A 26,522-nucleotide genomic window follows, 5' to 3' on the forward strand; every position below is an offset into this window, starting at 1 on the left:
CCTGGTCAGCCAGATCATCGTTCTGGTTGTCCAGGATGGTGTTCAGGAAGTTCTTAACCAGCTTCGAGGTGTTGTCGTCGTAGCCAGCGGAGCAGACGATCTCGTAGGTGGTCAGAACCAGCGGGTACTCATCCTCGCCGTTCATGGCGTACAGCTTGTCAGCGTCAACGACCAGGTCGTTACCCTCGCCGGAGAACTCAACCTCACCCAGCGCCTTGTTGACGTTGTCCTTGTTCAGCTCAACCGGGCCGGAACCGAAGTCGATCTTGGCGATGTTGACTGCGTCGAGCTCCTCAGCGAAGCCGGACTCAACGTAGGTGATTGCGCCGTTGGTGGCTGCAACCTGGTCAGCAACACCCTTGGACTTCGGAGCACCGGTGCCGACCTTGGTCGGGAAGCTCTTGCCCTCAGAATCCCACTCACCGGTGGAAGCAGACAGGAACTTCTGGAAGTTGTCGGAGGTACCGGACTCGTCAGAGCGGTACACAACCTCGATCGGGTCGGACGGCAGGTCCACGCCCTCGTTCTCAGCCTTGATGGCCTCGTCGTCCCACTTCTTGATCTCACCCTTGAAGATCTTGGCAACGGTCTTGGTGGACAGGTTCAGCTCGTCCACGCCCTCCAGGTGGTAAGCGATTGCCACCGGGCCGATAACCATCGGCAGGTGCCATGCGTCGTTGCCGTCGCAGCGCTTCTTGGCGTCCTCGATCTGGTCGTCCTTCAGCGGGGAGTCGGAACCAGCGAAGTCAGCCTGGCCAGCGATGAACTTCTTCTGGCCATCACCGGAACCAGAAGCGTTGTAAGCCAGGGTAGCCCCGGTGCTAGAGAAAGCCGGGCCGAAGATGTTCTGGATTGCGTTGTCCTGAGAGGAAGCGCCTTCGCCACGCAGTTCGCCGGTGGCCTCTTCCATCTCGCGGGAACCTTCGCCGCTGCCGCCTTCGTTGTTGTCAGCGTTGGAGCAGCCGGTCAGGATCAGGGAACCAGCAAACAGGGTTGCAGCTACAGCGCTGGTGCGCTTCATGGTGAACTTCACGAGGTTTTCCTCCGAAAATTGTCAGAAGTACAGAAAAGTGTCTTACAGGAGAAGCCCGCAGTTGTAGGAGCCACTCTTGCGTCACCAAGAAAGTTAATCGGCGCTTATGGATTTAAAGAGTGCTGTAAGTGAACAGCAGGTGAACAACAGCATTCATGCAGCACAGGCAACTATGCCGGTTCAGAAAGCATTGCCAAAGCACCCCCAGCACCACACCTAAACGCTACCCCCCATGTGACAGAAGGTAGCTTGATTTAACCCGCAGTTAACCTGCAGCGAAGCTGAACCCACCTCACCCTTAGCAATACACGGCTAGTGGGCATAAATATTTCTCAGGTGATACCGATGAACGGTTAAGGCTTCTCGCTCCTTAGTCCCACTACCTAGAGACACCCACGGTAGACCACATCGGTGTGCACCACTTCGAAGCCAAGTCGCTTGTACGTAGAAACCGCGGGCGCGTTGTCCCCCTCCACATACAGCTCGATGCGGCCGCAGCCGTTATCCAGGAGCAACTTCATACCCAGCTGCGTGATCGCCTGCCCCAGTCCCCTGCCGCGAGCATCGTCAGCGAGGCACACGACGTATACCTCACCTGCTCGCTCGCCGGCATCCTTTTCCTTCTCCTCCAGCGGGATCTTCGTCCAGTGGAAGCCCACCAGCCGGAAAACATCGTCGTTCCCCTCGCCCCCATCGGCAGCACAGGGAATGCCCACCCGCTCGGCAGCGGAATTCTCGTCCCGCACCCACAGCATAAGAACCCCGTCCGGGTCGAACCAATTAGTGTCCCGAGCAGAACGCAGGTGGTCTACATCCCAGCCGCCTTGCTCGGGGTGCCATGCGAAGGCCTCGTTATTGACGCGCACCCACTCGGCATCCACGGAATCTGCATCAAAGCGCGCCACGGACTCGGCGTACGTCAGAACCTCAATATCCTGCTCCTCGCAACGCTTCTCGGCATCTGCGCCGCCCGCCTCAATGGCCCTGGCCGCCTTCGTCGCCGGCGCGCAGTCCAGCGACATCTTCAACAGTTCACGGGTTCGGCGGGCATCCAGCGACTCGACAAAGCGCTGGGCACCGGCGGAATCTCCATGCGCCCAGACGTCAATCGCGCCACTCACCCCCAGCTGGTCACGCAAAGCTTCGAACAGGGCGATCCCCACCCCGCTATGGCGAACTTCCGGGGCGACGGCCAGCTCGATCACGCGATCCGGGTCGATCGCCAACACACCGACCACACGCTCGCTATTCCTTGCCACTACGTGCTTGTGGCCGCGGTTCTCGTCAATGCCGCGCAGAAAAGCCTCACTGATCGCAGGCACCCCATCTGCCTCAGCGACTTCACCCAGCACCTCGTGAACCCCCTCCAACACCTCAGAGTGCTCCCACAGGTCTTCAAATGTGTCGTAGGTAATAGCCATGCCCCCGATTGTCCCTCACTTTCGGCATTTTTGGGGTAGATTTCGACGGTTTCTTAACGCTTCACTGAGATTGCGGCGGCGGGGGCGTGGCGTCATAAAGAAGGAACAAGGGCACCTAGTAACCTGTAGGGAGCGATAAAGAGACTCGAGAAGGGGGCCGGCCAGGTGAAGAAGATCGCAATCCGCGGCGCGCTCGCCCTCGTGCTGGTGCTGCTCGTGGCGCTGCTGGTCGATAATGTGATCGCCGCCCGTGCCGAACACAAGATCTCCGAAGCGCTATACGCCGACTCGAACCTAGCCAACCCACCCAAGGTGCAGGTGGCGGGCTTCCCCTACACCGGCGCCGCGCTTAGCCACGAGCTCCAAGCCGTCACCGTCGTCGCCAACGACGTGGATGTGCCGGGCTTCGGCCTGATGAGCGTACAAACCTCGGCGCAGTATATAACTGTCTCCGCAGACGATGTTTTCAACGGCACCATCGAAAACGCCCCGGCACGCAAGGTCTTTACCCGTCTGCAGCTGGACGGCGTGCTGCTGGGCAACCGCATGGGCATCGAGGCCCTGCAGATCCAGAACCTCGACGACATCTCGCCCCGCGGCGGCTGGGAGACCGAGGCCATCTTCGAAGGCAAGCCAGAGGGCTTCGCCAAACCCGCGAAGGTCGAGGTAAAGCTGCGCATCGTCGAGGGCACCATGGTGATCACTCCGACCAAGATCCTCTCCGTCCCCGACGGGCTGGACATCAAGGCCAAGAACGTCACCGACGAAGCCACACTCGATCCGGACATCGAAAAGCGGGTTAATGACGCCTTTAGCTTGAGCATCCCGGGCAAGGAACTACCCATGCGGGGCGACCCGGAGCGGATCTTCGTCTCGGGCGGCTCGGTGTTCGTCGAAACCTCGCAGGTGTACACGAAGATCAGCCTGTCCGATTTGGCTCCGCGATCCCGACCCTTGAGTGAAGAAGAACTCCCCAGCCTATAGTCTTGAGGGCATGGCTGAAGAAGAAAAGAAGAAGTTCAAGGTAGACGCTAACGAAGCGGTCAACCTGGCCGCCGAGCAGTCCAAATCCACTAGCGACAAGAACCTGCCGGAATTCGGCGACATGCCCATCCCCGACGACACAGCCAACCTGCGCAAGGGCCCCAACCTGCACGACGGTTTGCTGGCGCTGCTGCCGCTGATCGGCGTGTGGCGTGGCCAGGGCCAAGCGGCGCCTCCCGGCGAGGAGGAGTTCACATTCGGCCAGCAGGTCGTCTTCGCCCACGATGGCGAGAATCGCATCAGCTACGATTCCCGCACCTGGCGCATGGATGAGGACGGGCAGCCAACCGAGACCCCTGGTCGCCGCGAGTCCGGCTTCCTGCGTATCAACGATGACGATGAGATCGAGATGATCCTCACCCACTCCGATGGCATGGTGGAGATTCTGTACGGCAGCCCGCTGAACGAGCGCGCCTGGCAGCTGGAAAGCGCCTCGACGATGGCGACAGCCACCGGCCCGACGAACCTGGGGCCGGGCAAGCGCCTCTACGGCCTGATGCCGAACAACGACCTCGGCTGGGTCGACGAGCGCCTCATCGACGGCGAGATGGTTCCCTGGCAGTCCGCGCAGCTGTCCCGCGTGGTCGGCTAGCCGGTCACAGCCTCCCAGGCCATCTTTTCCACCTCGTCGGCGACCTCCGGACGGGGCAGCTGGGTGCCGTCCAGCTCTGTAACCCGAGCTTGCACGCGCACAGAGGAGACCAGCCACACGCCGGCGGCGGCTTTAAGGTCCTCGACCCGCAGTGCCCTTTCCTCGGTGACCCATCCGCGCTGCTCGGCCAGCTTAAAGAGCGCGGCCTGCGAGGTGCCCTTCAAAATGCCCACATGCGCCGGCGGGGTGACGAGCTTCTTCTCCCCTGTCGTCGGGTCTACCTCCGCGGCAACCACGGTCGAAGTCGGCCCCTCCAGCACGAGCCCTTCGTCGGACAGGAAGATCACGTCGTCTACCCCGCGGGCCTTCGCGCTGCGCAGGGCGGCCATGTTGGCTGCGTAGGATAGCGTCTTCGCGCCGATCAGCGCCCACGGGGAACGCTCCGATAGGTCGATGCGGAAGCCCCTCTCGGCCGTCATCACCCGCACGCCGTGCTCCCGGTCGTGCAGCACGTGCTCGCTGACCGGCGCCACCGTGACCCAGCCCGTCGGCTGGCCCGTGGACTCCCGCCCGCGCGAGTAAACCCAGCGCAGCGCGGCCTCCTGCCCCGGCCCGTTCTTCTCCTCGAAGTCGGCCACGGCAATGTCGGTGGCGCGGAACCAGCGCTCCAGGTCCGGCTCCGGCAGGTCCAGCATCGCGGAGCTGTTGAGGAAGCGTGTGGCGTGGCGCTCGCGGTTGCGCACGTTGCCACCGCGCAGCATGAAGGTCTCGAAAACCCCGTCGCCGCGCACGGCGGCTAGGTCGTCTGCGTAGATCATCGGCACGGTCGCATCCCGAACTTGCGGGTCTTGGGTGGCAGCTGCCGTGTCAGCGCCCGTGCCAGCCTCCATGCCAGTGCCAGCTTCGCCCAGAACGTCAACGACCACGAACTTTGCTTCCTGATTACTCATGCTTCTCATTCTATTCCCGAGCTGTTTCCGGCCGTTTTGCATGCCCCATAGAGAGCCACCACTGGCATGCCAGCCACACCGCGTCCTACGATAGGAGGTGTGTTTGATCTGACTCGCAGCCCGATCGTCGACCACGCACCTGCCGCCAGCGCACTGACTGGCAGTGAGGTCGCCGAACTTTCAGAGGCACCGGAAGCTCAGAGCAGCGCCACTGCCTGGCACTACGGCAACCCCCTCACCGAGCAGTCCCGCGTAAACGACGGCAAGCCTGGCCTCGTGGATTTTTGGGATCGCGTGGCCATCCGCGTGTCGGGTTCGGAGCGCCGCGATTGGCTCAACAACCTGATCTCCCAGAAGGTCAACGCCATCGAGCCCGGCCAGGCCACCTTCGGCCTGATCCTCGACGTCAAGGGCCACGTCGAGCACTTCTTCGGCATCCTCGCCACCGAGGACGCGCTGATCCTCGACACCCCAGCCACCCACGCCGACGCACTCGAGGACTATCTGAGCAAGATGGTCTTCTGGTCGCAGGTCTCCGTCGAGCGCCTGCCGTGGGCACGTCTTACGGTGCTCGGCACGGACCTCGCCGTGGATTCCTCGCTCTTTACTGTTGACGCCACCTCCTCCACCGCCCTGCCCGCCCAGCTAAACTTCGACGTTCCGGAAGATGTGGATCTGCAACTGTGGAGAACCGGAACTATCGGTGAAGTACAGGCCCTGGACCTGTGGGTTCCCCGTGAAAGCTTCACCCGCGCCTGGGACGAGCTGACTAATGTCGCCCAGCCCACCGGGCGCATGGCCTACGACGCATTCCGCGTGCAGGCACGCCTGCCGATCCTAGGTGTGGATACCGACGAGCGCGCCATCCCCCACGAGATTCCCGCCTTCATCGGCAAGGGAATCAGCGGCGCCACCCAGCTGGACGACGTTTCCGCCGGCCCCACCGAGGCCGCAGTGCACCTGAACAAGGGCTGCTACCGGGGGCAGGAGACGGTTTCCCGAGTGCATAACCTGGGCAAATCTCCGCGCGTTCTGGTGATGCTGCACCTGGACGGATCCGCTAACCGGCTGCCCGGCGTGGGCGCCGAACTCACCGCGGGTGGCCGCGGAATCGGCCGGGTCGGATCCAGCGTGCACGACTGCGACTACGGGCCCGTCGCCCTGGCTTTGGTGAAGCGGAACGTGGTGGAGAAGGTGGCGTCCAAAAACAGCGACGTTCCCCCGCTACTTGCCGATGGGATCGACGCATCGATCGACCCCAGCGACCTTGCGAATGCCGCGGGGGACAACTCGATCCGACCGGGGCGAGCGGCGATCAACCGGCTGCGCGGGAAAAATTAGAAAACCCTCACATTGGCTTGACCCCCTTGGATACCCAATAACAGAGCAGGTCACAGGGGGTATTTGGTGTGAAAACCCCCGCGCCTGCGCCTTCGGCAGGAGGGGGCTTTTGGGAAAAAATGATTGCTAACCGCTATGGTGTAGGGCAGGAAGAAACTTAACTTGTAAACGAAAAGGGTGGCCGAACTCCCGTGCCACTCGAGGACACCGCAAGGGGGTCAGGCCATGGGTCGCGGCCGTGCCAAGGCAAAGCAAGCCAAGGTTGCTCGTCAGTTGAAGTACAACGCTCCGGAAATGGATCTGGAGAGGCTCCAGAGGGAACTCTCTGGCCAGTCGCAGAACCGGGATTCCGGTTCCCGCGGCGGTAGCGAGTACGACGAGTACGAGGATGACTACAGCGATTACGCTGCAGAATACGACGACTACAGCGACGAGTACGCCGACGACTACGAGGATAAATACTCCAACGGGTCGCGGTAAAAGCCAACCTATTCACTAGAAAACTCCCGCAGCTGACGCTTTTGAAAAGCGCAGCGCGGGAGTTTTTCTTGCTTTTTCCTTGCCCCGGCTCTAGCGCGCCTTAGTTGGTTGGCTCTACGGGACTGCGGTACTCGCCATCCAGGATCGCGCCGGACTGGCCGTCCTGTGCCGGGCGAACCTCACCCAGGCGCCAGGCATCAATGTGACGGGCGGTCAGCATCGCCAGTGCACGCTCGGCATCATCCTCCGCGACGACGGCGACCATGCCCACGCCCATGTTGAAGGTCTTTTCCATCTCCTCCTGCGAGACCTGGCCTTCCTCCTGGATCAGGCGGAAGATCGGGCCGGGGGTCCAGGAGGAACGCTCCAGCTCTGCGACCAGGCCTTCCGGGATCACGCGCCCCAGGTTAGCGGCCAGGCCGCCGCCGGTGATGTGGGCGAAGGTGTGAACGTCACACTCGCTGGCCAGCTTCAGGCAATCGAGGGCGTAGATGCGGGTCGGCTCCAGCAGCTCCTCCCCCAACGTGCGGCCAAGGGATTCGATGTGGCCATCCAGCGGCAGCTGCTTAGTATCCAGCAGCACGTGGCGCGCCAGGGAGTAGCCGTTGGAGTGCAGGCCGGAGGAGGCCATGGCGATCACCACGTCACCCGGTCGCACGCGATCCGGACCCAGCAGATTGGTCTCTTCGACGACGCCGACGGAGGTGGCGGAGACGTCGTACTCGTGCGGCTCCATCACGCCCGGATGCTCAGCGGTCTCGCCGCCCAGCAACGCACAACCGGCTTCCTCACAGCCCGCGGCGATGCCGGAGACGATGCTGGCAACGTGTTCCGGCACGACCTTGCCGATGGCGATGTAATCCTGCAGGAACAGCGGTTCGGCGCCGCAGACCACCAGGTCATCCACGCACATGGCGACGAGGTCGCGGCCGATCGTATCGTGCTTGTCCATCGCCTGGGCCACGGCCAGCTTGGTGCCCACGCCGTCGGAGGAGGCGGCCAGCAGCGGCTTTTCATAATCGCCCAGTGCGAACAGGCCGGCGAAGCCACCGAGCCCGCCGCGCACCTCGGGGCGGGTGGCCTTCTTAGCCAGCGGCGCGAAAAGCTCTACCGCGCGGTCGCCGGCCTCAATGTCTACACCGGCAGCGGCATACGATGCGCCCTCTGCCTGCTTCGGGGTGTTCTCGGGGTGGTCACTCATGGCTTGTCCTTGCTTTCCTAATTCTTCGCCTGCTGCTTCAGCATTGTTTCTACCAACGCCGCGTTCGGGTTGTCGCTCGGCATGCCCAGCGGGAACACACCGTCGAAGCACGCCGCGCACAGCTCGTCGCTGCTTTGTTGTGACGCCTCAATCATCGCCTCGGTAGAAACGAATGCTAGGGAGTCCGCGTCGATCTCCCGGCGAATTCCCTCCACCGGGTCCGAAGGATCCACATTATTCGCAATCAGCTCGGTGGGCGAGGCGAAGTCGATGCCGTAGAAACACGGCCACTTTACGGGCGGCGAGGCGATGCGAACGTGCACTTCCTTCGCCCCGGCCTCGCGCAGCATCTTAATCAGCGCGCGCTGGGTGTTTCCGCGGACAATGGAATCGTCCACCACGACCAGGCGCTTGCCCTCGATGACCTCACGCAGGGGGTTTAACTTCAGGCGAATACCAAGTTGGCGGATGGTCTGCGAGGGCTGGATGAAGGTGCGCCCCACGTAGGCGTTCTTCATCAACCCCTGGCCAAAGGGAATGTGCGAGGCCTGGGCGTAACCCACCGCCGCGGGCGTACCGGACTCCGGCACGGGAATCACCAGGTCGCCCTCCGCCGGAGCCTCCTCTGCCAGCTTGCGGCCGATCTCCAGGCGGGTGCCGTTCACCGACCGGCCACGGATGACGGAATCCGGGCGGGCCAGGTAGACGTACTCGAACACGCAGCCCTTGTGCTTCGTCTCCGCAAAGCGGCGGGAACGCACGCCGTCGCCGTCGATGGCCACCAGCTCTCCCGGCTCGACGTCGCGGATGAAACGCGCGCCCACGATGTCCAGCGCCGCGGTTTCGGAAGCAACAACCCAGCCGCCGCTGGCCAACTGGCCGATGGACAGAGGGCGCACGCCCTGCGGATCTCGTACGGCGTACAGTGCGTCACCATCGGTAAACAGCACACAGAAGGCGCCTTTGACCTTGGGGAACAGTTCCATGGCTGCCTCCTCCACACCGTGCCCCTCGCGGGTGTCGGCGGCCAGCAGGGCGCACATGACCAGCGAATCAGAGGGATTTTCCTTCGGATCCACCAGACCCAACCGGGCGGCCTCCTGGGTGAGTTCGCGGTGATTCACCAGATTGCCGTTGTGGCCCAGAGCCACGTCGGTTCCATCGGGAGCCATGCGGAACATGGGCTGCGCGTTCTCCCAGCTATTACCACCAGCAGTGGTGTAGCGGTTGTGCCCCATGCCGATGTGGCCCTTGAGAGCCTCGAGCGACTGCTCGTCAAACACCTGACTGACCAGACCCAGATCCTTGAACACGACGATCTGGTCGCCATCCCCCACCGCGATACCCGCGGCCTCCTGGCCTCGGTGCTGCAGCGCGTACAGGCCGTAGTACGTCAGCTTAGAGACGTCCTCCCCCGGCGCCCATACCCCGAATACGCCACATTCCTCCCGGGGCTCGGTTTCGCCCCGGTCGTCGAACGGGCTCAGCAACGGTTCTGCCTCTGTTAGTTTTCTCTGGCCTTGAATGTTTGCCACTATGCCGACTCTACTAGCCCATCCGCACTAACCCAAAGGGATGCCCTTTCGCCGGCTGAGCGACCTCACATTCTCAACAGTGGAAGGTGCTCAGCGATGGCGGTGGCGCGGGTGCCGGAGGTGTCGGCGTCCGAACCAGAAAGATCCTCAACCCCCACAACCAGGCGCAGCCACGTAATCGGCGAGCACTGAACAACATTGGGCGGAGTGCCACGGCGATGCTCCAGACCCGCGATGCACTGGACGGCGGTGAACGGAGGAACGCGTACCTCGACGGAATGGCCGGGGGCCAGCTCCTCCAGGACAGCCGCGGACAGGCGAACCGCCGCAGCGACGTCGGCACGTGGCGGACGAGGCTGCTCCGCGGGTTTTTTTACCCAGGGCAACACCGCTTCAACGGCGCTGCGAGCAGCGGCGGATAGTTCCGGGCCGTGTAAATGCTTCATGTCTGGAGATTGTAGTGGCGAATTTGTCGTGCTCTTTCGAACACCGAGGTGTGGGGGCACGTTAGTATTGGGGAGTTGAACACGAAAGAAGTACAGGGAATTTAGTACAGGGATCTTAGGAAGGCAGTGACCCGTGGCGGAAAGCGCTAAAGACACCACCCCCAACGAGCACAATGCATCTGATAACACGGCAGAGGCTCCCCAGGAGCGCAGCCCGAAGGTGACTCTGCGCTTCCTCGCCGCCCCGACAGACGTGCTGATGGCAGGGGCGATGGGTGTACACGGTGGTCGCGTACTGGAATGGATTGATAAGGCCGCCTACGCCTGCGCAGTCGGCTGGGCTCAGTCTTACTGCGTTACCGCCTACGTAGGCCACATCCACTTCACCCGCCCGATCCCCTCGGGTCACATGGTGGAAGTCCGCAGCCGCATTGCCTACACCGGCCGCAGCTCCATGCACATCGTCAACGAGGTGCTGTCCGCCGACCCGCGCGAGGGCGTGTTCACCCGCGCCTGCGACTGCCTGGTGATCTTCGTCGCCCTGGACGAAAACGGTAAGTCCAAGCAGATCCCCTCCTACGTGCCGACCACCGACGAAGAAAAGCGGGTGGAAGATGCCGCGCTTTCCCGCATCCAGCTGCGCAAGGCCATCGAAGAGGAGATGCTCCGTCAGACCTACACCGAAAAGTCCACTGCGCCGGAGCTGGTGAACCGCTTCCTGGCGAAGCCGACGGACGTGAACTGGGGAGGCAACGTGCACGGTGGCACCGCCATGGAGTGGATCGACGAGGCGGCCACCGCCTGCACGATGCAGTGGACCGGCGAGCGCACCACCGCGGTGTACGCCGGCGGCATTCGCTTCTACCGCCCGGTGCACATCGGCGACCTCGTGGAGGTGGATGCACGCCTGGTGCGCACCGACGAGCGTTCGATGACGGTGATGGTGCACCTGCGTGCAGGCGACCCGCGCGAGGGCAAGGGCAACCTGCCGGTGGCCATCCACGCATCCATGACGTACATCGCTATCGACCTGGACGGTAACCCGCTGCAGGCACGCAAGTACACGCCGGTGACCAGCGAGGATAAGCGCCTGGAGGAGCACGCCGCCACGCTGCGTAACCTGCGCAAGGAGTTCCTGCCGCGGCCGCTGGTGAGCCCCAGCAACCGCGACTTCCGCTTCGTGGAGTAAAACCCGGAGAGCTGGGCGCTACTCCCGCCCGCTGAATACTCCGCACGGCGCATAGTAAAAGGGGCTCGCGACCACACCGGTCGCGGGCTCCTTTCTCAGCTCTAGCTCTTCAGCGCCTTACTCTTCGGCACCTTAGATGACGGAGTTGTTGCCTGCCGCGTGGCTAAACAGCGCGGGCAGCGTGGACGTCCACGCATTCTCGGCTGCCTCCAGGGCGATGACGACGTCGAAGTCCTCATCGTGCTCCTTGGCCGGGTCGAGCTCGACCTCTCCGCCGAAGGGCAGCACCGGGTACACGCCGGATCCGAAGCGAATGACCGGCTGGTCTGCTGCGTCGTTCACGCCGGTCAGGCCGATCCAGCCACCGGTCAGACCGGTTTCGGCCAGTTCGCGCATCAGGTCGCCGTAGTCCTCGCTGCGCACTGCCAGCAGCACGCGGGAGGCGGTTTCGGAGAACAGCCCCACTGCCGCCTGCTGTGCCAGCGTGCGGCCCTCCACTGCGGCGGATTCGTGCTGGCTGAGCATCGGGTTCACGGCCACTCCGCGGCCGGACTGGATTGCCAGCTCAACGGCGGCCTGCGACAGGCCACCCTCGGAGAGGTCGTGGGCGGCGACGATCTTGTCGCGCTGCGCAGTGATGAAAGCACCCAGGCGCTGCTCCACGGACAGGTCCACCTGCGGGGGCATGCCGGCCAGCTCGTCGTGGACGACCTGCTGCCAGATGGAGCCGCCGAGCTCCTCGCGGGTTTCCGCCCCCACCAGGACCAGGTGGTACTCCTCCTGCTTCTCGCCCTCGGCAGCCGGCTTCGGCAGCTGCTGCGGAATCCGGCGCGCGCAGTCGTCGATGGTGCCCAGTACCGCGATGACCGGGGTCGGCAGAATGGCGGTGTCGCCGGTCTGGTTGTAGAAGGAGACGTTGCCGCCGGTGACCGGAATGCCCATCTCCTTACAACCATCGGCCAGGCCGTGCACGGCCTCGCGGAACTGCCACATCACGCCCGGATCCTCCGGGGAACCGAAGTTCAGGCAGTTGGACACTGCCACCGGGGTGGAGCCCGTGACGGAAACGTTGCGGTAAGCCTCAGCCAACGCCAGCTGGGCGCCAGTGCGGGGATCCAGGCGAGTGTAACGGCCGGAGGCGTCGGTAGAAACGGCGATGCCGCGACCGGTCTCCTCGTCGATGCGCAGCACGCCCGCGTCCGCGTCCTTGGCCGCAACGGTGTTGCCACGCACGTAGCGGTCGTACTGCTCGGAGATGAACTCGCGAGAGCACAGCGCCGGGGAGGCCGCCAGGTCCAGGATCTGTTGACGAACCTCCTGGGAGGTCTCCGGCAGCTCCACGCCGCGAACCTCATTCAGCTCGTCCTGCTCCGCCGGGCGCTCGTAGGGGCGCTCGTAGACCGGGCCTTCCTCAGCCATGGTGTGCGCCGAAGCGTCTACCACAATCTCACCGCAGTGTTCGATGACAAGGTGCTCGCCGTCGGTCACGCAGCCGATGTCGGAGGCCAGCACGTCCCACTTGCGGCAGATTTCCATGAACGCATCCACGTTCTCCGGCTCCACGACGGCGCACATGCGCTCCTGCGACTCGGAGGACAGGATCTCCGCGGCGGTCATGCCCTCGGCGCGCAGGTGCACGTTATCCAGGTTGATGTGCATGCCGCCGTCACCAGCGGAAGCCAGCTCCGCGGTTGCACAGGAAAGCCCGGCGCCACCGAGGTCCTGAATACCCACCACCACGTTGGCGCGGTACAGGTCCAGGCAGCACTCAATCAGTACCTTCTCCGCGAAGGGGTCGCCCACCTGCACGGCGGGCAGCTTGCGCTCTGCGCCTTCCTCAAAAGTGTCAGAGGCCAGCACAGACACGCCACCGATGCCGTCCAAGCCCGTGCGGGAGCCGAAAAGGATCACTCGGTTGCCCTTGCCAGAAGCGAAGGCCAGCTTGAGGTCTTCGGTCTTCAAAGTGCCCACGCACAGTGCATTTACCAGCGGGTTACCCGCGTAAGTGGCGTCAAAAACAGTCTCGCCGCCAATGTTCGGCAACCCCAGAGAGTTGCCGTAACCGCCCACACCGGCGACCACGCCGGGCAGCACGCGCTGGGTATCCGGTAGGTCGGCCGGGCCGAAGCGCAGCTGATCCATCACGGCCACCGGGCGCGCGCCCATTGCCATGATGTCGCGGACGATGCCACCCACGCCGGTGGCTGCGCCCTGGTAGGGCTCCACGTAGGAGGGGTGGTTGTGGGATTCGACCTTGAAGGTCACCGCGTGGCCATCGCCGATGTCGATCACGCCAGCGTTCTCACCGATACCGGCGAGCATCTTGGACTTCATCTCTTCGGTCGTGGTCTCGCCGAAGTAACGCAGGTGCGTCTTCGAGGACTTGTACGAGCAGTGCTCGGACCACATGACGGAGTACATGGCCAGCTCCGCATCGGTCGGGCGACGGCCCAGCAGTTCCTTGATGCGCGCGTACTCGTCGTCCTTTAGGCCCAGCTCGTGATACGGCTGCTCCAGGTCCGGGTTGGCCTTAGCATCGGCGACCGTGTCGTTGTGAATCATGAGGATCGGGTGCTCCTTGTAAGAAGAAAGATTAGGAAACGAGCGTGGACAGAACGGACTGGAACAGCCCCAGGCCATCCAAGGACGGGCCGGTCAGGGTTTCCACGGCGTGCTCCGGGTGTGGCATTAGCCCAACTACGCGACCGTTTTCACTGCACACTCCGGCGATCGAGTTGCGGGAGCCGTTGTGATTCTCGACGTAGCGGAACACCACGCGACCTTCGCCCTCCAGGCGCTCCAGCGTTTCCTCACTGGCCTGGAAGCGGCCCTCGCCGTGCTTCGACGGCACCAGGATCTTGCTGCCCTCAGCGAACTGGTTGGTCCATGCCGTGGAGGTGTTTTCCACGTCCAGGTAGATGTCGCGGCACACGAAGTGCAGCCCCTCGTTACGGGTGAGGGCGCCGGGCAGCAGGCCGGCTTCCTGCAGAATCTGGAAGCCGTTGCAGATCCCCAGCACCGGGGTACCGCGCTCCGCGGCAGCCACCACGGATTTCATTGCCGGGGCGATGGCGGCGATGGCACCGGCGCGCAGGTAGTCGCCGTAGGAAAAACCACCGGGGACGACCACAGCGTCGACGTTCTTCAGATCCTCGTCTGCGTGCCACAGCTCCACCGGCTCCGCACCCGCCAGGCGCACAGCACGCACGGCATCGACATCGTCGAGGGTGCCGGGGAAGGTGATCACTCCAATGCGGCTGGTCACTTACTTAGCCTCCACATCTGCGCCTTCGACGACCACGTCGTAGTCCTCGATCACGGTGTTTGCCAGCAGGTCGGAGGCGATCTTCTCCAGGTCTTCGCGCGAGACACCCTCGCCGACCTCCAGCTCAAAGCGCTTACCCTGGCGCACATCCTCCACCCCACTGATGCCGATGCGGCCCAGGGCACGAACGACGGCCTGACCCTGCGGATCGAGGATTTCCTTCTTGGGCATAACGTTGACGACAACACGAGCCATGGCTTCTACATTCTCCCAGCTTTGCGGTATTTTCCCGGTTGGTTACCGCCCCATCGTAACACTGCTGGGCACCCGCCCCCTTAAGCTACAGATGCCTGCTGGCGTTCCACGTAATCCCAGTAGTTCGCGGACTCGTAGCCGGCCTCGCAAAGCAACTCGAGAATGCGCAGCATATCGCTCGCCACGTCGTCTTTGCCAGCCTTCGCCGCGCTGATGGAAAGGCGGATGTCTTTGCCCTTTGCGGCGCTACGGCGCACGCTATTGAGGACGTTGCGACGCCACCACTTCACCGATCCAAAGCCATCACCAAACGCGAGCACACGCACCGGGTAGCGCTTTTCATTGCCCAGATCCCGGATGGTATACGCATCCGCCGCGACTGCGAAACCCACCTCGCCGGCGGCCTGCAGCGCGTCCTCGGACGCCAGCCAGCGCGTTGGAGCGAAAGCCTTAGGCGCCAAGCCGAGCGCATCCAGCTGGCGGGTGGCGGCGGAGAGCCGCAGGGTTGACTCGTGGCGTCCGAGCCGGTGGAACTCCCCTTTGCCAGGCGCCCCACCCAGTGGTCCGAGCCCGCCTAACAGCAGCTCGTGGCCGCGGGCAGCGGAATCGTGCACCAGCTCCAGCGTCGCGTGGTCATCCTTCAGGCGCCAATTCGGCCCCTGCACCGTCAGCACCAAACCAGCGTGTAGTTCCAGCGCCCGCGCCGCGTCGCGCATCTTCTCCGCCGCAGTTACCGTGCCCTGGCGCAAACCGGTGATGGTCAACAAAACGCGGGGGGCACGCTGGGTACTGGGGGTGGACTGTGCGGGGCTCATAGATACTTAGCCTGCACAACACAGGTGAACGGGAGGTAACGCCCGCCCTACATCTGGGCGTCGAGTTGTTAAAGGCTCGCATCCTCGTCGGACTGGTCCGTCACCAGCAGCTCGGTGGCTCCCATCTTTTCCAGCTCCCAGGCCGTCTCGAAAGCCGCCTGGCGCCACTTGGCATAGCGGCCGGATACGCCGCCGTGGCCGGCCTCCATGTCGATGCGCAGCAGCGTTTTCTCGGCGCCCACCTCGTGCAACTTGGCCACCCACTTCGCGGGCTCCACATACAGCACGCGGGTGTCGTTCAGGCTGGTCACCGCCAGGATCGGCGGGTAGGTCAGGTCGGCCGAGACATTCTCATAAGGAGCGTAACCCGCCATGTAGTCGTAGACCTGAGGGTCGTGGAAGGGATCACCCCACTCGTCCCACTCCGTCACGGTCAGCGGCAGCTCCGGCATCAGCATGCTGGTCAGCGGATCTACGAAAGGAACAACGGCCTCAATGCCCGCGAAGCGATCCCCCGCCATGTTGGCCACCGCACCCATGAGCATGCCGCCGGCGGAACCGCCCTCGGCCACCATCTGCTCGCGGGTGGTCATGCCCTCGCGCAGCAGGTGGTCGGCGACGGCCACGAAGTCCGTGAACGTGTTGCGCTTCTCCAGCCCCTTGCCGTGGTCGTACCACAGTCGGCCCATCTCGCCGCCGCCGCGGACGTGCGCGATAGCGTAGACCACGCCGCGGTCCAGCATGGACAGCCGGAACAGGGAGAATCCCGGGTCGATGCAGTTCTCGTAGGAACCATAGCCGTACAGCAGCACCGGGTTCGCCTGAGTGATGTCCACGTCCGTGCGGTGGATTAGGGATACCGGGATGCGCGCGCCGTCCTCGGCCGTCACCCACAGCCGCTGGGAGGTGTACTGCGCAGGGTCGAACTCCCGGCCGTCCGGGTCGGCCAGCACCTGCTGTTCCTTGCGCAGGATCTTCTTCCCCGTCGCCAAGTCGATGTCGTAGATCCGCGGCGGAGTGGTGAAGGCGGTGTAGGCCACGCGCAGCACCGGACTCTCCCACTCGCTGTTGCCCACGGCGCCAACCCCGCAGAGTTCCCCGGGGAACTCGATCCGCTCGAACTCGCCGAAGGCCTGGGCGGGAGAGTCGCCGGTCGAGGTGTCGGCGTCACCAAGCTTCATGATGTAGCTGGTCTCCAGCGCATTCTCCCGAGCTTCGAGGACAATGTGGTCGCTGAAGACATCCACGCCCTCCAGGCGTGCATTCTCGCGGTGCGGCACGAGAGCTTGCACGTCGTCCCACGCGGCAATCTGGCCGGTCGGATGGTAACCCAACTCGCAGTTCGGACCTGTCTTGTTGTGCAACATCAGCCACAGGTCCTGGCCACCCACGACCGCGTGGTCCACCGCATACTCCACATCGGCCTCGCGCGGGATTACGCAGGTCAGCTCCGCATTTGGATCCTCCAGATCGAGGTACCACACCTCGCTGGTCACCTTCGAGCCCGTGTGGATCAACAGGTAACGCTCGGAGCGGGTCGTCGCCACCCCCGCCCAAAAACGTTCGTCGTCTTCGCGGTACACCAGCTCGTCTTTATCGACGCCCTCACCGACTGTGTGGCGCCAGACCTCGTGCGGTCGCCACGCTTCATCCACGCGCTGGTAGTACACGGTATCCCTGCCGACCCAGGTGGCGCCGTAGAAGACATCCGCGATCTCGTCTTTCAGGTCCTCCCCCGTGGTGAGGTCGCGGATGCGCAGGGTGAAACGCTCGGAGCCGGTCTCGTCCACCGAGTAAGCCAGGCGCGTGCCGTCCTGGGTCACGCTGGCCGCGCCCAGGCTAAAGAACTCCTTGCCCTCTGCCAGGGCGTTGCAGTCCAGGAAGGTCTCCTCGCCCGGCGCGGGAATGCCGGGCTCGATCGTCGGCGGGGTCCAGTCGTCCTCGTCGGCGATGGGAACGCGACACATGGTGCCATAGCTCTTGCCTTCCTCGGTGCGGGAGAAGTACCACCAGCCCTCGGAACGCACGGGCAGGGACATATCCGTCTCCTGCACGCGGGCCTTGACCTCCTCGAACAGGCGGTCTTCCAATGGCTTGAGGTGCGCAGTCTGCTGGGCAGTCCAGGCGTTTTCCGCCTCTAGGTGCTGGCGGACCTCCGCGTTGTCCTTGTCGCGCAGCCACTCGTAGTTATCCACGAACTCGCGGCCGTGGAAGGTGCGGGTGTGCGGCACCTGCTTGGCGACCGGCGGGGCCGCGATCGGGTTCTTAGCTGTCTGGGGCGCGTCGTTATTAGGCATACGCGCCATGCTACTCAGTGACGAAGCCTTCCTCCTTCAACCAGTCGTAGGCCACGTCCACAGGTTCCCTGCCGTCCACGTCTACCTCCGCGTTCAGGTCGATTAGCGTCTCGTTCGTCAACTTTTCTGATACCGGCTCTAGGAGATCCTTTATCTGCGGGTATGCCTCAAGAAGTTCCTGCCGAACCACGCCCGAAAGGTTGTACTTGGGAAAGAACTGCCGATCGTCCTCCATCACCTGCAGGTCCAGCGCCTTGATACGCCCGTCGGTGGTGAATACCTCACCGAAGTTGCATAACCCATCGGCTGTAGCCTGATAGATCGCACCAGTGTCCAAGGTGGACACATTACCTTTCGAAGCAGCCGGAACGTTGTAGTGCTTTAGCATCGGCCGGAACCCGTCGTTACGGTTGGCAAACTCAGATTCCACGCAGTAGGTACGCTCGTTATCTGGCAGTTTGGCCAGATCGCTGAGCTTGGAAATCCCGAGCTCTTCTGCCTTTGTTCGCGGAATTGCGAAGCCATAAGTGTTGTTCATCGGCGCCGGTGGCAGCCACTCCAAGCCTTTTTCCCGATCGGCCTTCAAAACAGCTTCATACTGCTCTTCTTCATCAGAAATTGGATCGTCGTGACCAAGGTAGGAGATCCAGGCCGTTCCGGTGTACTCCCACTGGAAGTTGATATCGCCCTTCACCATGGCCTCGCGGGCACTATTCGACCCCGGAATATTAGTGAGGTCTTCGACATCCGCACCAGCGGATTTAAAAAGAATGACGGCAAGCTTCCCCAAAATTATCTGTTCGGTGAAGTTCTTTGACCCTACGGCCACCTTCGCGTCCTTCAAATCAACGCCGTCAATAGGGCCGGACAACGTACCAGAAGGGCTATATCCCCCGGCTGTACCCAGCCCACAGGCCGTGGCTCCGAAGGCCAACAACGCCGCACACAGAGCACCGACAATGGATTTGAGAGACTTGAGCGTTTGCATTTCTATTCCAGCCCCTTCGGCTTGAGATAAACCTCTGCGAGTCGCCCCAGCCACTCCACCACCAGTGCCAACAGGGCAATAAGAAGTGCGCCGGACACGAGAATACGGAAGCGATACAGGGTGATGCCTGTCTGAATCAGCGCGCCCAACCCGCCTGCGTCAATGAACGTGGCGAAGGACGCTGTGCCAGCCAGCAACACCAGTGCGGTTCGCACGCCCGTCATGATGATCGGCAACGCCAGAGGCAGCTCAACCTGTCGTAGAACCTGCCAATTGGTCATTCCCATCCCACGGGCGGATTCGATCAGCGCGGGGTCGACGCCGCGGAGTCCTGCAATAGTGTTAGCCAACACAGGCAGGAAGGCATAAAGAGAAAGCGAAAGGACTGCGACGGGAATACCGAACGCGATCCACATAGCCAGAAGCACAATCACACCGATGACTGGAGCGGACTGCCCCGCGTTGGCAATTCCAGTGACGATCGGTGCCAAGAATTGCAGCTTCGGACGAGTAAAAAGAATTCCCGCGGGGATAGCTAACACCAGAACGATCACCGCACAGATGGCGACGAGCAGGAGATGCTGGCGAGTTAACTCCAACACAGTCCCCCAGGCCAGCTGCCGTTCTTCCACGGCGCCCAATTCTGCGGTATTTCGCCAGACTGCCCAGCCAATCAATCCCACTGCAACAATGATGGGCAAACCGATGAGCAGGATCTTGTCCTCTGCGGAGATAACCCGTTTTACGGTACTTTCCTGTGGAGCACTCATGCGTCCTCCCCCACACCACGTGCTTCTTCGCGGGTCGCTCGGACATAGTCCGTCACATCGTCATAGCGAATCACGCCCACGTACCGGCCACGCTCCGTAACCATTGCCCCACCGTGGCTGGACATCAGCATGGTATCCAAAGCGTTGTTCAAGGTGGAACGGCGATCGATGACTGTCTCCAGTTCGTGGGTAGCTGCCGGAACCTTGTCGTGGTGCTTCAGAGTCCGCAAGAACAGCCACTCCTGCGGTCGGTCCTGATCGTCCAGAATCACCACATGATCCTCCCCCTGCGATTCGACCTTCGCGACAACCTCACTGACCGCCTCGCCAACGCGACATGTAGGGGCGTCACTAAGCCCCACATCGTCAACGCGCAACAGCGAGAGCTGCTTCAACTTCGAACCAGAGCCAACGAAGTCCGCGACATAATCATCGGCGGGATTCGACAGAATTGCCTCCGGAGTGTCGAACTGAGCAATCTCAGCTTGCTCTCGAAAGATGACGATTCGGTCGCCCAGTTTGATGGCCTCGTCGATGTCGTGGGTGACGCAGACGATAGTCTTATGCAGCTCATCTTGAATGCTCAAAAGTTCGTCCTGCAAGCGCTGGCGGGTGATGGGATCCACCGCACCGAAGGGCTCATCCATGAGAAGCACTGGTGGGTCAGCGGCCAAGCCTCGCGCAACGCCCACGCGCTGCTGCTGGCCACCCGAGAGCTCGCGCGGATAACGGTCGCGATATAGGTTCGGATCGAGTCCCACCATCTCCATTAGCTCGTCACAGCGGGCAGCGATGCGCTTCTTATCCCACTTGAGCAGCTTGGGAACGATCGCGATGTTCTGAGCCACGGTAAAGTGAGGCAGCAGACTACCTCCCTGAATGACGTAGCCGATGGAGCGGCGTAGCTCCGAGACGTTACTGTCCACTACGTTCTTGCCGTCGATGAGGATCTGCCCGCTGGTGGGCTCGATGAGGCGGTTGATCATCTTCAGAGAAGTAGTCTTGCCGCAGCCAGAGGGGCCGACAAACATGACGGACTCGCCTGCATTGATTTTCAAATTGAGCTTCTTTACTGCAGGAGCTTTCTGCCCGGGGTATTGCTTGACAATGTCCTTGAATTCGAGCGTCACACCGGTCGCAGTGTTGATGCGGGGACTATTAGTGTTCTGGACAGGATTTGAATCGGACATTAGCGAATTCCCTTCGAAGTCGTGACCCGGCCGAGCAGTACCAGTGCCGCATCGACAATCAGTGCAACGATGACCACACCCACGGTGCCGACAATCGCGTAGTACATGGCATTTTGACCACCCGCTTGGGCAAGGCCACGGAAGATGTAGCTACCAAAACCTGGCCCCAAGACATAGGCGGCGATGGCAGCCACGCCCATGGACATCTGGGTAGACACCCGAATGCCCGTCATAATTACGGGCCAAGCCAGGGGAAACTCGACTTTGAAGAAAGTCGCCAGAGCGCCCATGCCCTGCCCGCGGGCGGATTCCACCAGCACCGGGTCTACTGCTTGGAGGCCAACGACTGCGTTACGCATAATCGGCAACACTGCGTAAAACACAACGGCAATCACCGCGGGCATAGTGCCAATGCCCATCAGTGGGATCAAAAGCCCCAGCAGAGCAAAAGAGGGAAGCGTTAGACCAATCGCCGAAAATGCGTTGGCGAATGGTGCGAGTTTGGAATAGCGGGTGACCAGAACAGCGACAGCTAAAGCGATGATGGTCGCGATAGCTACGGACTGAATCACCAAACTGGCATGTTGATAAGCCTTGAACAGAATGTCCGTCCAGCGACTAGAGATGAATTCAACCATAGAAGTCTCTCGATGAGGGCGCCGATGTCCAGCCCTCTACGTCACGGGTTTGCGACTTTGCACGGCGGCGCAGTACAAAAAAATTGCCTCTTTGCCGCCGGAGGGCTAAGGCGTCTACGTCTGTAACCATAGGCCGGTTCAACTCTGTATGCAGGGAAAACGGGTTTTGAGCAAGCCTAAAGAACCGCCAGACAAAGAAAGCCCCCACATTCGTGGGGGCTAACCTAACGGCAGTTTCTGACGCGAACGAGTCTATCGGTCGCTTAAACGCACTGGCCGATCCAGTCGGAGAAGCGCTTGCCGGATAGCTTCTCGTAGGCCTCGATGTAGCGCGAGCGGGTGGCTTCCACCACGGACCCCGGCAGCGGCGGCGGGGGCGTTCCCTCGGACTTGTCCCAGCCGGACTTCGGACCGGTCAGCCAGTTGCGCACGTACTGCTTATCGAAGCTGGGCTGCACCTTGCCCTCCTCGTAGCCTTCGGCAGGCCAGTAACGGGAGGAGTCCGGGGTCAGCACCTCATCGGCCAACACCAGGGTGCCGTCGGCGTCCAGGCCGAACTCGAACTTAGTGTCGGCCAGGATCAAGCCGCGCTCCTCGGCGATGGCGGCGGCCTTCTTGTAGATCGAGAGGGTGGCCTCGCGCAGCTCGTTGGCGCGCTCCTCCCCAAGCGCTTCAACGACCACGTCGAAGCTCACGTTCTCGTCGTGGTCACCGAGCTCGGCCTTGGTGGCCGGGGTGAAGATGGGTTCCGGCAGGCGGGAGGCCTCCACAAGGCCCTCGGGCAGCTCCACGCCACACACGCTGCCGGTTTCCTCGTACTCCTTCAGGCCAGAGCCGGTCAGGTAGCCACGAGCCACGCATTCGAAGGGGATCATATCCAACTTCTTGCACAACATGGCGCGGCCGAGGACGTACTCGGGAATTCGCTCGTCATCCAACGCACCGGCCAGGTGGTTGGGGAAATCAATCTCGTCAAAGAAAAAAGCGCTCACGGCAGTGAGCACTCGTCCCTTGTCCGGGATCTCAGTATCAAGGACGTAGTCGTAGGCGCTGATCCGGTCGCTGACAACCATCAGCAGGTTGTCTTCATCAACCTCGTAGATCTCCCGCACTTTACCTGCGGAATGGTGCTCGTACTCGCACAGTTCTGGACGCATGAGTAGACAGTGTAGCCCTGCACCAAGCTTTTGACTATTTGTGGCCGGAACTGTGCGAATCTTCGGCGTTTTGTGCAGCTACAGAATCTCGCCCGGTGTGTAGGCAGCGGCCTCCGGGTGGCGGTTCTTAACTTCCTCGATGCGCGATAGGACGCGGGACACCTGGGACTCGGCTGCGCCAATGAAAGCGTGGCGTTCCGCCAGTGCCTCCTCCAGCTGCGACTCATCCAGCGGGAAGCGGTCGTCGCCGGCGAGGCGCTGCACTAGATCCTGGTCGCCGCCATTTTCACGCATGTTCAGCGCCACCGCCACCGCGTGCTCCTTGATCAACTCGTGAGCCGTCTCGCGGCCTACCCCGGCGCGCACGGCTGCCATCAGGATGCGCGTGGTGGCCAGGAACGGTAGGTAGCGCTCCAGCTCCCGGTCGATCATCGCCGGGAACACTCCGAACTCGTCCAGGACGGTCAGGAAGGTCTCACACATGCCGTCGAATGTGAAGAAGGCGTCGGGAAGAGCCACGCGGCGAACCACAGAGCAGAACACGTCGCCCTCGTTCCACTGCGCACCGGCCAGATCCGCGGCCATGGTCAGGTAGCCGCGCAGCAGGACCTGCATGCCGCCCACGCGCTCGCAGGAGCGGGCGTTCATCTTGTGTGGCATGGCGGAGGAACCGACCTGGCCTTCCTTGAAGCCCTCCGTGACAGTCTCGTTGCCCGCCATCAGGCGAATCGTCATCGACAGCGAAGACAGGGCGGCACCGATCTGCGCCAGGGCGCTCAGCGCGTCCATGTCCAGGCTGCGCGGATAAACCTGGCCGACGGAATCGAATACGCGGGAGAAGCCCAGGTTCTCGGCGATGGTGCTTTCCAGTGCCGCCAGCTTGGACTCGTCGCCGCCGACCAGGTCCAGCATGTCCTGGCTGGTTCCCATCGGCCCCTTAATGCCACGCAGCGGGTAGCGGCTCAGCAGATCCTCGATGCGCTCGAGCCCCACCAGTAGCTCATCGGCGGCAGAGGCGAAGCGCTTGCCCAAGGTCGTTGCCTGGGCGGCCACGTTGTGGGAGCGCCCGGCCATCACCAGCGACTGATTTTCCGCTGCACGGCGGCCGATGCGCGCCAGGACGGCAACTGCCTTGTCGCGGGCCAGCTGCAGGGAGCTAAAGATCTGCAGTTGCTCCACGTTCTCCGTCAGGTCGCGGGAGGTCATACCCTTGTGGATGTGCTCGTGGCCGGCCAGCGCATTGAATTCCTCGATGCGGGCCTTTACGTCGTGGCGGGTGACCTTTTCTCGCTCGGCGATGGATGCAAGGTCTACGTTCTCGATGACCTTCTCGTAGGCTTCGATAGCCTCGGCCGGGACCTCCACCCCGAGTTCGGCTTGGGCCTTCATGACGGAGATCCAGAGCTTGCGCTCCATGATGATCTTGTCCTCCGGGGACCAAATGGCGGTCATCTCTGGGGAGGCGTAGCGGTTGGCAAGGACGTTGGAAATATTTTTCTTAGCAGGCACGTCCCCGAGTTTATGCGTACCGCTGGCTTTTAGGAATCCGCGAACTTATCCAGGTCCTTGATCCGCCCCGCGGCAATCACCAGGTCGCCTGAGCGAATCACATACCCCGCTGGCGGAGTAGAAAAGTGCCCGTCCGCCGAACGCACCGCGACGATGGCGATCCCCTGCGGGGTCTCCTCCACCTTGCGGCCGTGCATGTGCAGTGGCGGCGCCAGCTTGGCCATCGCAAAGTCGCGGTCAAACTCGATGTACTCCTGCACGTGGCCTGCGATCAGGTGCGCCACGCGCCGCCCGGTATCCCGCTCGGGTCGCACTACGTGGTGCACGCCGATCTGTGTCAGGATCTTCGCGTGTTGCTGGTTGTCTGCCTTCGCCCAGACGTTGGGTACCCCGAGGTCCATCACGGCGGAAGCTGTAAGTAGTGACGCCCCCATGTCTGAACCGATGCCGATGACAACGCGGTGGGCATCCTGCACCCCGAGCTGGCGCAGCGCATCCTGGTCGGTGGTTTCGGCGATGACCGCGTGCGTCAGTAGCGGGGCGGCCTTTGTCACCACCGCTTCGTCCACGTCGATGCCCAGCACCTCCACGCCGGATTGTACGAGTTCTTCGCCGAGAGCCATGCCGAAGCGGCCCAGGCCGATGATGACGACGGGAGGATTGGTGGGGTGGGAAAGGAACTTAGCCAATGAACGGCCTTTCTACTGGGTAGGAATAGAGGCGTTGGTTAGTGCGGGCAGCCAGGGCCGCCACCACGGTGATGGGCCCAATGCGGCCGAGGTACATCAGCACGACCAGCCAAATGCGGGCAAAGTCCGGCAACTCCGGGGTGATTCCGGTGGTCAGACCCACGGTGGCGAAAGCGGAGATGGTTTCGAAGGTGATCTGGTGCGAATCGTACTGCGGCAGCAAAAGTTGCAGCGCCATGATGGATACTCCGACCACTAGGAAGGCCATCATGAATACCGCCATGGCTTGACGGACGATGCGGCTCGGAATGCGCCGGCCGGCGACCAGGAGCTGCTCGTCGCCGCGTACCTCCGCGATCAGCACCGCCACCAGCACCGCAGCGGTCGTCACCTTCACGCCACCCGCGGTGCCGCCCGAGCCGCCACCGATGAACATCAGGAAATCCGTCAGCATCAGCGAGGACGGGCGCAGCTCCGTCAGATCCACCGAGTTGAAGCCGGCCGTACGGGAGGAGACAGAGTGGAAGAACGCCGCTTGCAGCGCCGATAGCGGCGTGAGGTCGCGCAGGGCGTTGGTCCACTCCATCAGCGCGAAGCCGACCGTACCCACCACCAGCAGGATCGCGGTGCCGGTGAGCGTGAAGATCAAGGTCAGAGATGGCGGGTGCTTCACCTTCGAACGCCACCGCGCCCGCAGTTCCAGCAGCACGGGGAAACCCAGGCCGCCGATGACGATGCCAGCGGCGATCGGCAGTATGATGCCCGCGTCGTTGACGTAGGGCATCAGGTTGTCGGAGCGCAGGCCGAAGCCAGCGTTGTTGAACGCTGAGATCGCGTGGAACGTACCCTCCCACACCGCAGGCAGGAAGCCGTAGCCATAGCCAGAGGCGAAGCGGAAGGTCAGCACTATAGCTATCACCAGCTCAGTGGCCAGGGAGAAGCCGATGGTGCCGAAGATGATGGTGCGGATTTCGCCCAGGTACCTTCCGCGTTGTTCCGCGGCGGCGCGCAGGCGCCCTTTGACGCCCATCTGTCCAGCCAAAACGAAGCTCACCACCGTGGCGAGCGTCATGATGCCGAGGCCTCCGACCTGGATCAGCAGCATGATGACGACCTGCCCGAAATGGGACCAGTAGGTCGCGGTGTCCACGACGGTGAGACCGGTCAGGCAGGTGGCCGAGGTAGCGGTAAACAGAGCGGTGGTGAACTCCGGGCTCTCCGGCCCGCTACGGGATATGGGCAACAGCAATAGCGCTGTGCCTGCAAGGATAAGCAGCAGGAAACTCACGGAGACCAGCTGCGCGGGGCTGAAGCCTTGCCAGCCCCGCCGGCGACTTTCGCCTGGTTGTGCAATCACAAGAGGTTACCTTAAACCCATTGCACCCAGTGCGAAACCCTTATGCAATCTTTACACCCAAATGCTGTCAAAACAGCGTTCGGGTACTAGATGGAAATGCGCCCCTCAACTGCGGGAAGGGCGATGTCGGAGCGGTAGTGCGAGCCTTCCAGTTGGATACCCTGCAGGGTCTCGTAGGCCTGCTTGCGTGCTTCCGCCAGGGTGGCGCCGGTGCCGATGACGTTCAGCACGCGGCCGCCGGAGCTCACCAGCTGGCCATTCTGCTCTGCCACGCCCGCGGCCAAAATGCCGCGGGATTCGTTGCCCGGCTCCGCCCCGACAATTGGCTTACCTGTCACCGGGCTGGCCGGGTAGTTCTCG

General features: G+C 62.5%; 25 protein-coding genes. 5 read left to right on the top strand and 20 right to left on the bottom strand.

Annotation, left to right across the window (positions count from 1 at the left end; genetic code table 11):
* Both pstS and mshD read right to left on the bottom strand, forming a co-directional pair.
* A partial coding sequence (pstS, locus tag Q0331_RS08275) for a phosphate ABC transporter substrate-binding protein PstS (RefSeq protein ID WP_298075903.1) occupies positions 1-1,033 on the bottom strand: 1,033 nt, incomplete at its 3' end.
* A 383-nt stretch (positions 1,034-1,416) separates the two neighbouring features.
* Complete coding sequence (gene mshD, locus Q0331_RS08280; RefSeq protein ID WP_298075904.1) at positions 1,417-2,454, bottom strand: mycothiol synthase; 1,038 nt, start codon at positions 2,452-2,454, stop codon at positions 1,417-1,419.
* Positions 2,455-2,619: 165 nt separating this feature from the next.
* On the opposite strand from mshD, the gene Q0331_RS08285 reads away from it, so the two are divergent.
* On the top strand, positions 2,620-3,438 hold the full coding sequence (locus Q0331_RS08285; RefSeq protein WP_298075905.1) for a DUF2993 domain-containing protein: 819 nt from the start codon (positions 2,620-2,622) through the stop codon (positions 3,436-3,438).
* A gap of 10 nt (positions 3,439-3,448) precedes the next feature.
* A complete protein-coding gene (locus Q0331_RS08290) occupies positions 3,449-4,090 on the top strand; it encodes an FABP family protein (RefSeq protein WP_239316412.1) in 642 nt (213 codons plus the stop codon).
* On the opposite strand, the gene Q0331_RS08295 is transcribed toward Q0331_RS08290, so the two are convergent.
* Positions 4,087-5,049, bottom strand: coding sequence for an aminodeoxychorismate lyase (locus Q0331_RS08295; protein WP_298075906.1), 963 nt, complete (start codon positions 5,047-5,049; stop codon positions 4,087-4,089). The two genes, Q0331_RS08290 and Q0331_RS08295, sit on opposite strands and share 4 nt — an antisense overlap.
* Before the next feature lie 90 nt (positions 5,050-5,139).
* Between Q0331_RS08295 and Q0331_RS08300 the strand changes: the two genes are divergently transcribed.
* Together Q0331_RS08300 and Q0331_RS08305 are read left to right on the top strand one after the other, a co-directional pair.
* Positions 5,140-6,381, top strand: coding sequence for a folate-binding protein YgfZ (locus Q0331_RS08300; RefSeq protein ID WP_298075907.1), 1,242 nt, complete (start codon positions 5,140-5,142; stop codon positions 6,379-6,381).
* A gap of 225 nt (positions 6,382-6,606) precedes the next feature.
* Positions 6,607-6,861, top strand: coding sequence for a DUF3073 domain-containing protein (locus Q0331_RS08305; RefSeq protein ID WP_298075908.1), 255 nt, complete (start codon positions 6,607-6,609; stop codon positions 6,859-6,861).
* Between the two features lie 100 nt (positions 6,862-6,961).
* Here Q0331_RS08305 and purM read toward each other — a convergent pair whose 3' ends face one another.
* The 3 genes from purM to Q0331_RS08320 form a co-directional block, all read right to left on the bottom strand.
* Positions 6,962-8,062, bottom strand: coding sequence for a phosphoribosylformylglycinamidine cyclo-ligase (purM, locus tag Q0331_RS08310; protein ID WP_298075909.1), 1,101 nt, complete (start codon positions 8,060-8,062; stop codon positions 6,962-6,964).
* Positions 8,063-8,079: 17 nt separating this feature from the next.
* Positions 8,080-9,552, bottom strand: a complete 1,473-nt coding sequence (gene purF, locus Q0331_RS08315; RefSeq protein WP_153245992.1) for an amidophosphoribosyltransferase — start codon at positions 9,550-9,552, stop codon at positions 8,080-8,082.
* A 110-nt stretch (positions 9,553-9,662) separates the two neighbouring features.
* The gene (locus tag Q0331_RS08320; RefSeq protein WP_298075910.1) at positions 9,663-10,043 is read right to left on the bottom strand and encodes a sterol carrier family protein; all 381 of its coding nucleotides are present in this window, start codon (positions 10,041-10,043) and stop codon (positions 9,663-9,665) included.
* A gap of 220 nt (positions 10,044-10,263) precedes the next feature.
* On the opposite strand from Q0331_RS08320, the gene Q0331_RS08325 reads away from it, so the two are divergent.
* A complete protein-coding gene (locus tag Q0331_RS08325; RefSeq protein ID WP_237744734.1) occupies positions 10,264-11,232 on the top strand; it encodes an acyl-CoA thioesterase in 969 nt (322 codons plus the stop codon).
* Positions 11,233-11,364: 132 nt separating this feature from the next.
* Here the strand turns inward: Q0331_RS08325 and purL are convergent, their stop codons facing one another.
* The 14 genes from purL to Q0331_RS08395 all read right to left on the bottom strand — a co-directional run.
* The gene (gene purL, locus Q0331_RS08330) at positions 11,365-13,794 is read right to left on the bottom strand and encodes a phosphoribosylformylglycinamidine synthase subunit PurL (protein WP_298075911.1); all 2,430 of its coding nucleotides are present in this window, start codon (positions 13,792-13,794) and stop codon (positions 11,365-11,367) included.
* A 31-nt stretch (positions 13,795-13,825) separates the two neighbouring features.
* Positions 13,826-14,497, bottom strand: a complete 672-nt coding sequence (purQ, locus tag Q0331_RS08335; RefSeq protein ID WP_298075912.1) for a phosphoribosylformylglycinamidine synthase subunit PurQ — start codon at positions 14,495-14,497, stop codon at positions 13,826-13,828.
* Positions 14,498-14,752 (bottom strand): phosphoribosylformylglycinamidine synthase subunit PurS, encoded by a 255-nt coding sequence (purS, locus tag Q0331_RS08340; RefSeq protein ID WP_011273064.1) that lies wholly within the window; start codon positions 14,750-14,752, stop codon positions 14,498-14,500. It abuts the gene before it with no gap.
* 80 nt (positions 14,753-14,832) lie between these two features.
* Positions 14,833-15,567: a DUF2334 domain-containing protein gene (locus Q0331_RS08345; protein ID WP_298075913.1), complete on the bottom strand. Its 735-nt coding sequence runs from the start codon at positions 15,565-15,567 to the stop codon at positions 14,833-14,835.
* 68 nt (positions 15,568-15,635) lie between these two features.
* A complete protein-coding gene (locus Q0331_RS08350) occupies positions 15,636-17,873 on the bottom strand; it encodes a S9 family peptidase (RefSeq protein WP_298075914.1) in 2,238 nt (745 codons plus the stop codon).
* Between the two features lies 1 nt (position 17,874).
* Positions 17,875-18,852, bottom strand: coding sequence for a glycine betaine ABC transporter substrate-binding protein (locus Q0331_RS08355; protein ID WP_298075915.1), 978 nt, complete (start codon positions 18,850-18,852; stop codon positions 17,875-17,877).
* A 2-nt stretch (positions 18,853-18,854) separates the two neighbouring features.
* On the bottom strand, positions 18,855-19,622 hold the full coding sequence (locus Q0331_RS08360) for an ABC transporter permease (protein WP_298075916.1): 768 nt from the start codon (positions 19,620-19,622) through the stop codon (positions 18,855-18,857).
* The gene (locus tag Q0331_RS08365; protein ID WP_298075917.1) at positions 19,619-20,812 is read right to left on the bottom strand and encodes an ABC transporter ATP-binding protein; all 1,194 of its coding nucleotides are present in this window, start codon (positions 20,810-20,812) and stop codon (positions 19,619-19,621) included. The genes Q0331_RS08360 and Q0331_RS08365 overlap by 4 nt, the downstream gene beginning before the upstream one ends.
* Positions 20,812-21,450, bottom strand: a complete 639-nt coding sequence (locus Q0331_RS08370; protein ID WP_298075918.1) for an ABC transporter permease — start codon at positions 21,448-21,450, stop codon at positions 20,812-20,814. The genes Q0331_RS08365 and Q0331_RS08370 overlap by 1 nt, the downstream gene beginning before the upstream one ends.
* A 263-nt stretch (positions 21,451-21,713) precedes the next feature.
* Positions 21,714-22,607 carry a phosphoribosylaminoimidazolesuccinocarboxamide synthase gene (locus Q0331_RS08375; protein ID WP_296108955.1) on the bottom strand — a complete coding sequence of 298 codons (894 nt, stop codon included), beginning with the start codon at positions 22,605-22,607 and terminating at the stop codon, positions 21,714-21,716.
* Positions 22,608-22,685: 78 nt separating this feature from the next.
* Entirely contained in the window at positions 22,686-24,116 is a 1,431-nt protein-coding gene (purB, locus tag Q0331_RS08380) for an adenylosuccinate lyase (RefSeq protein WP_298075919.1), read from the bottom strand.
* A 29-nt stretch (positions 24,117-24,145) separates the two neighbouring features.
* A complete protein-coding gene (locus Q0331_RS08385) occupies positions 24,146-24,805 on the bottom strand; it encodes a TrkA family potassium uptake protein (protein WP_298075920.1) in 660 nt (219 codons plus the stop codon).
* Positions 24,798-26,162, bottom strand: coding sequence for a TrkH family potassium uptake protein (locus Q0331_RS08390; protein WP_298075921.1), 1,365 nt, complete (start codon positions 26,160-26,162; stop codon positions 24,798-24,800). Before Q0331_RS08390 ends, Q0331_RS08385 begins: the two co-directional genes overlap by 8 nt.
* 86 nt (positions 26,163-26,248) lie before the next feature.
* Positions 26,249-26,522: phosphoribosylglycinamide synthetase C domain-containing protein (locus tag Q0331_RS08395; RefSeq protein ID WP_298075922.1), on the bottom strand; the 274-nt coding region annotated here is incomplete at its 5' end.

The sequence above is a fragment of the uncultured Corynebacterium sp. genome, assembly GCF_937999985.1.
In the GTDB taxonomy this organism is placed as follows: Bacteria; Actinomycetota; Actinomycetes; order Mycobacteriales; family Mycobacteriaceae; genus Corynebacterium.

Coding starts and splice junctions, on each gene's coding strand:
- mshD (WP_298075904.1), bottom strand. CDS start 2,454: ATGGCTATTACCTACGACACATTTGAAGACCTGTGGGAGCACTCTGAG.
- Q0331_RS08290 (WP_239316412.1), top strand. CDS start 3,449: ATGGCTGAAGAAGAAAAGAAGAAGTTCAAGGTAGACGCTAACGAAGCG.
- Q0331_RS08295 (WP_298075906.1), bottom strand. CDS start 5,049: ATGAGAAGCATGAGTAATCAGGAAGCAAAGTTCGTGGTCGTTGACGTT.
- Q0331_RS08305 (WP_298075908.1), top strand. CDS start 6,607: ATGGGTCGCGGCCGTGCCAAGGCAAAGCAAGCCAAGGTTGCTCGTCAG.
- purM (WP_298075909.1), bottom strand. CDS start 8,062: ATGAGTGACCACCCCGAGAACACCCCGAAGCAGGCAGAGGGCGCATCG.
- Q0331_RS08320 (WP_298075910.1), bottom strand. CDS start 10,043: ATGAAGCATTTACACGGCCCGGAACTATCCGCCGCTGCTCGCAGCGCC.
- purL (WP_298075911.1), bottom strand. CDS start 13,794: ATGATTCACAACGACACGGTCGCCGATGCTAAGGCCAACCCGGACCTG.
- purS (WP_011273064.1), bottom strand. CDS start 14,752: ATGGCTCGTGTTGTCGTCAACGTTATGCCCAAGAAGGAAATCCTCGAT.
- Q0331_RS08345 (WP_298075913.1), bottom strand. CDS start 15,567: ATGAGCCCCGCACAGTCCACCCCCAGTACCCAGCGTGCCCCCCGCGTT.
- Q0331_RS08350 (WP_298075914.1), bottom strand. CDS start 17,873: ATGGCGCGTATGCCTAATAACGACGCGCCCCAGACAGCTAAGAACCCG.
- Q0331_RS08355 (WP_298075915.1), bottom strand. CDS start 18,852: ATGCAAACGCTCAAGTCTCTCAAATCCATTGTCGGTGCTCTGTGTGCG.
- Q0331_RS08360 (WP_298075916.1), bottom strand. CDS start 19,622: ATGAGTGCTCCACAGGAAAGTACCGTAAAACGGGTTATCTCCGCAGAG.
- Q0331_RS08365 (WP_298075917.1), bottom strand. CDS start 20,812: ATGTCCGATTCAAATCCTGTCCAGAACACTAATAGTCCCCGCATCAAC.
- Q0331_RS08370 (WP_298075918.1), bottom strand. CDS start 21,450: ATGGTTGAATTCATCTCTAGTCGCTGGACGGACATTCTGTTCAAGGCT.
- Q0331_RS08375 (WP_296108955.1), bottom strand. CDS start 22,607: ATGCGTCCAGAACTGTGCGAGTACGAGCACCATTCCGCAGGTAAAGTG.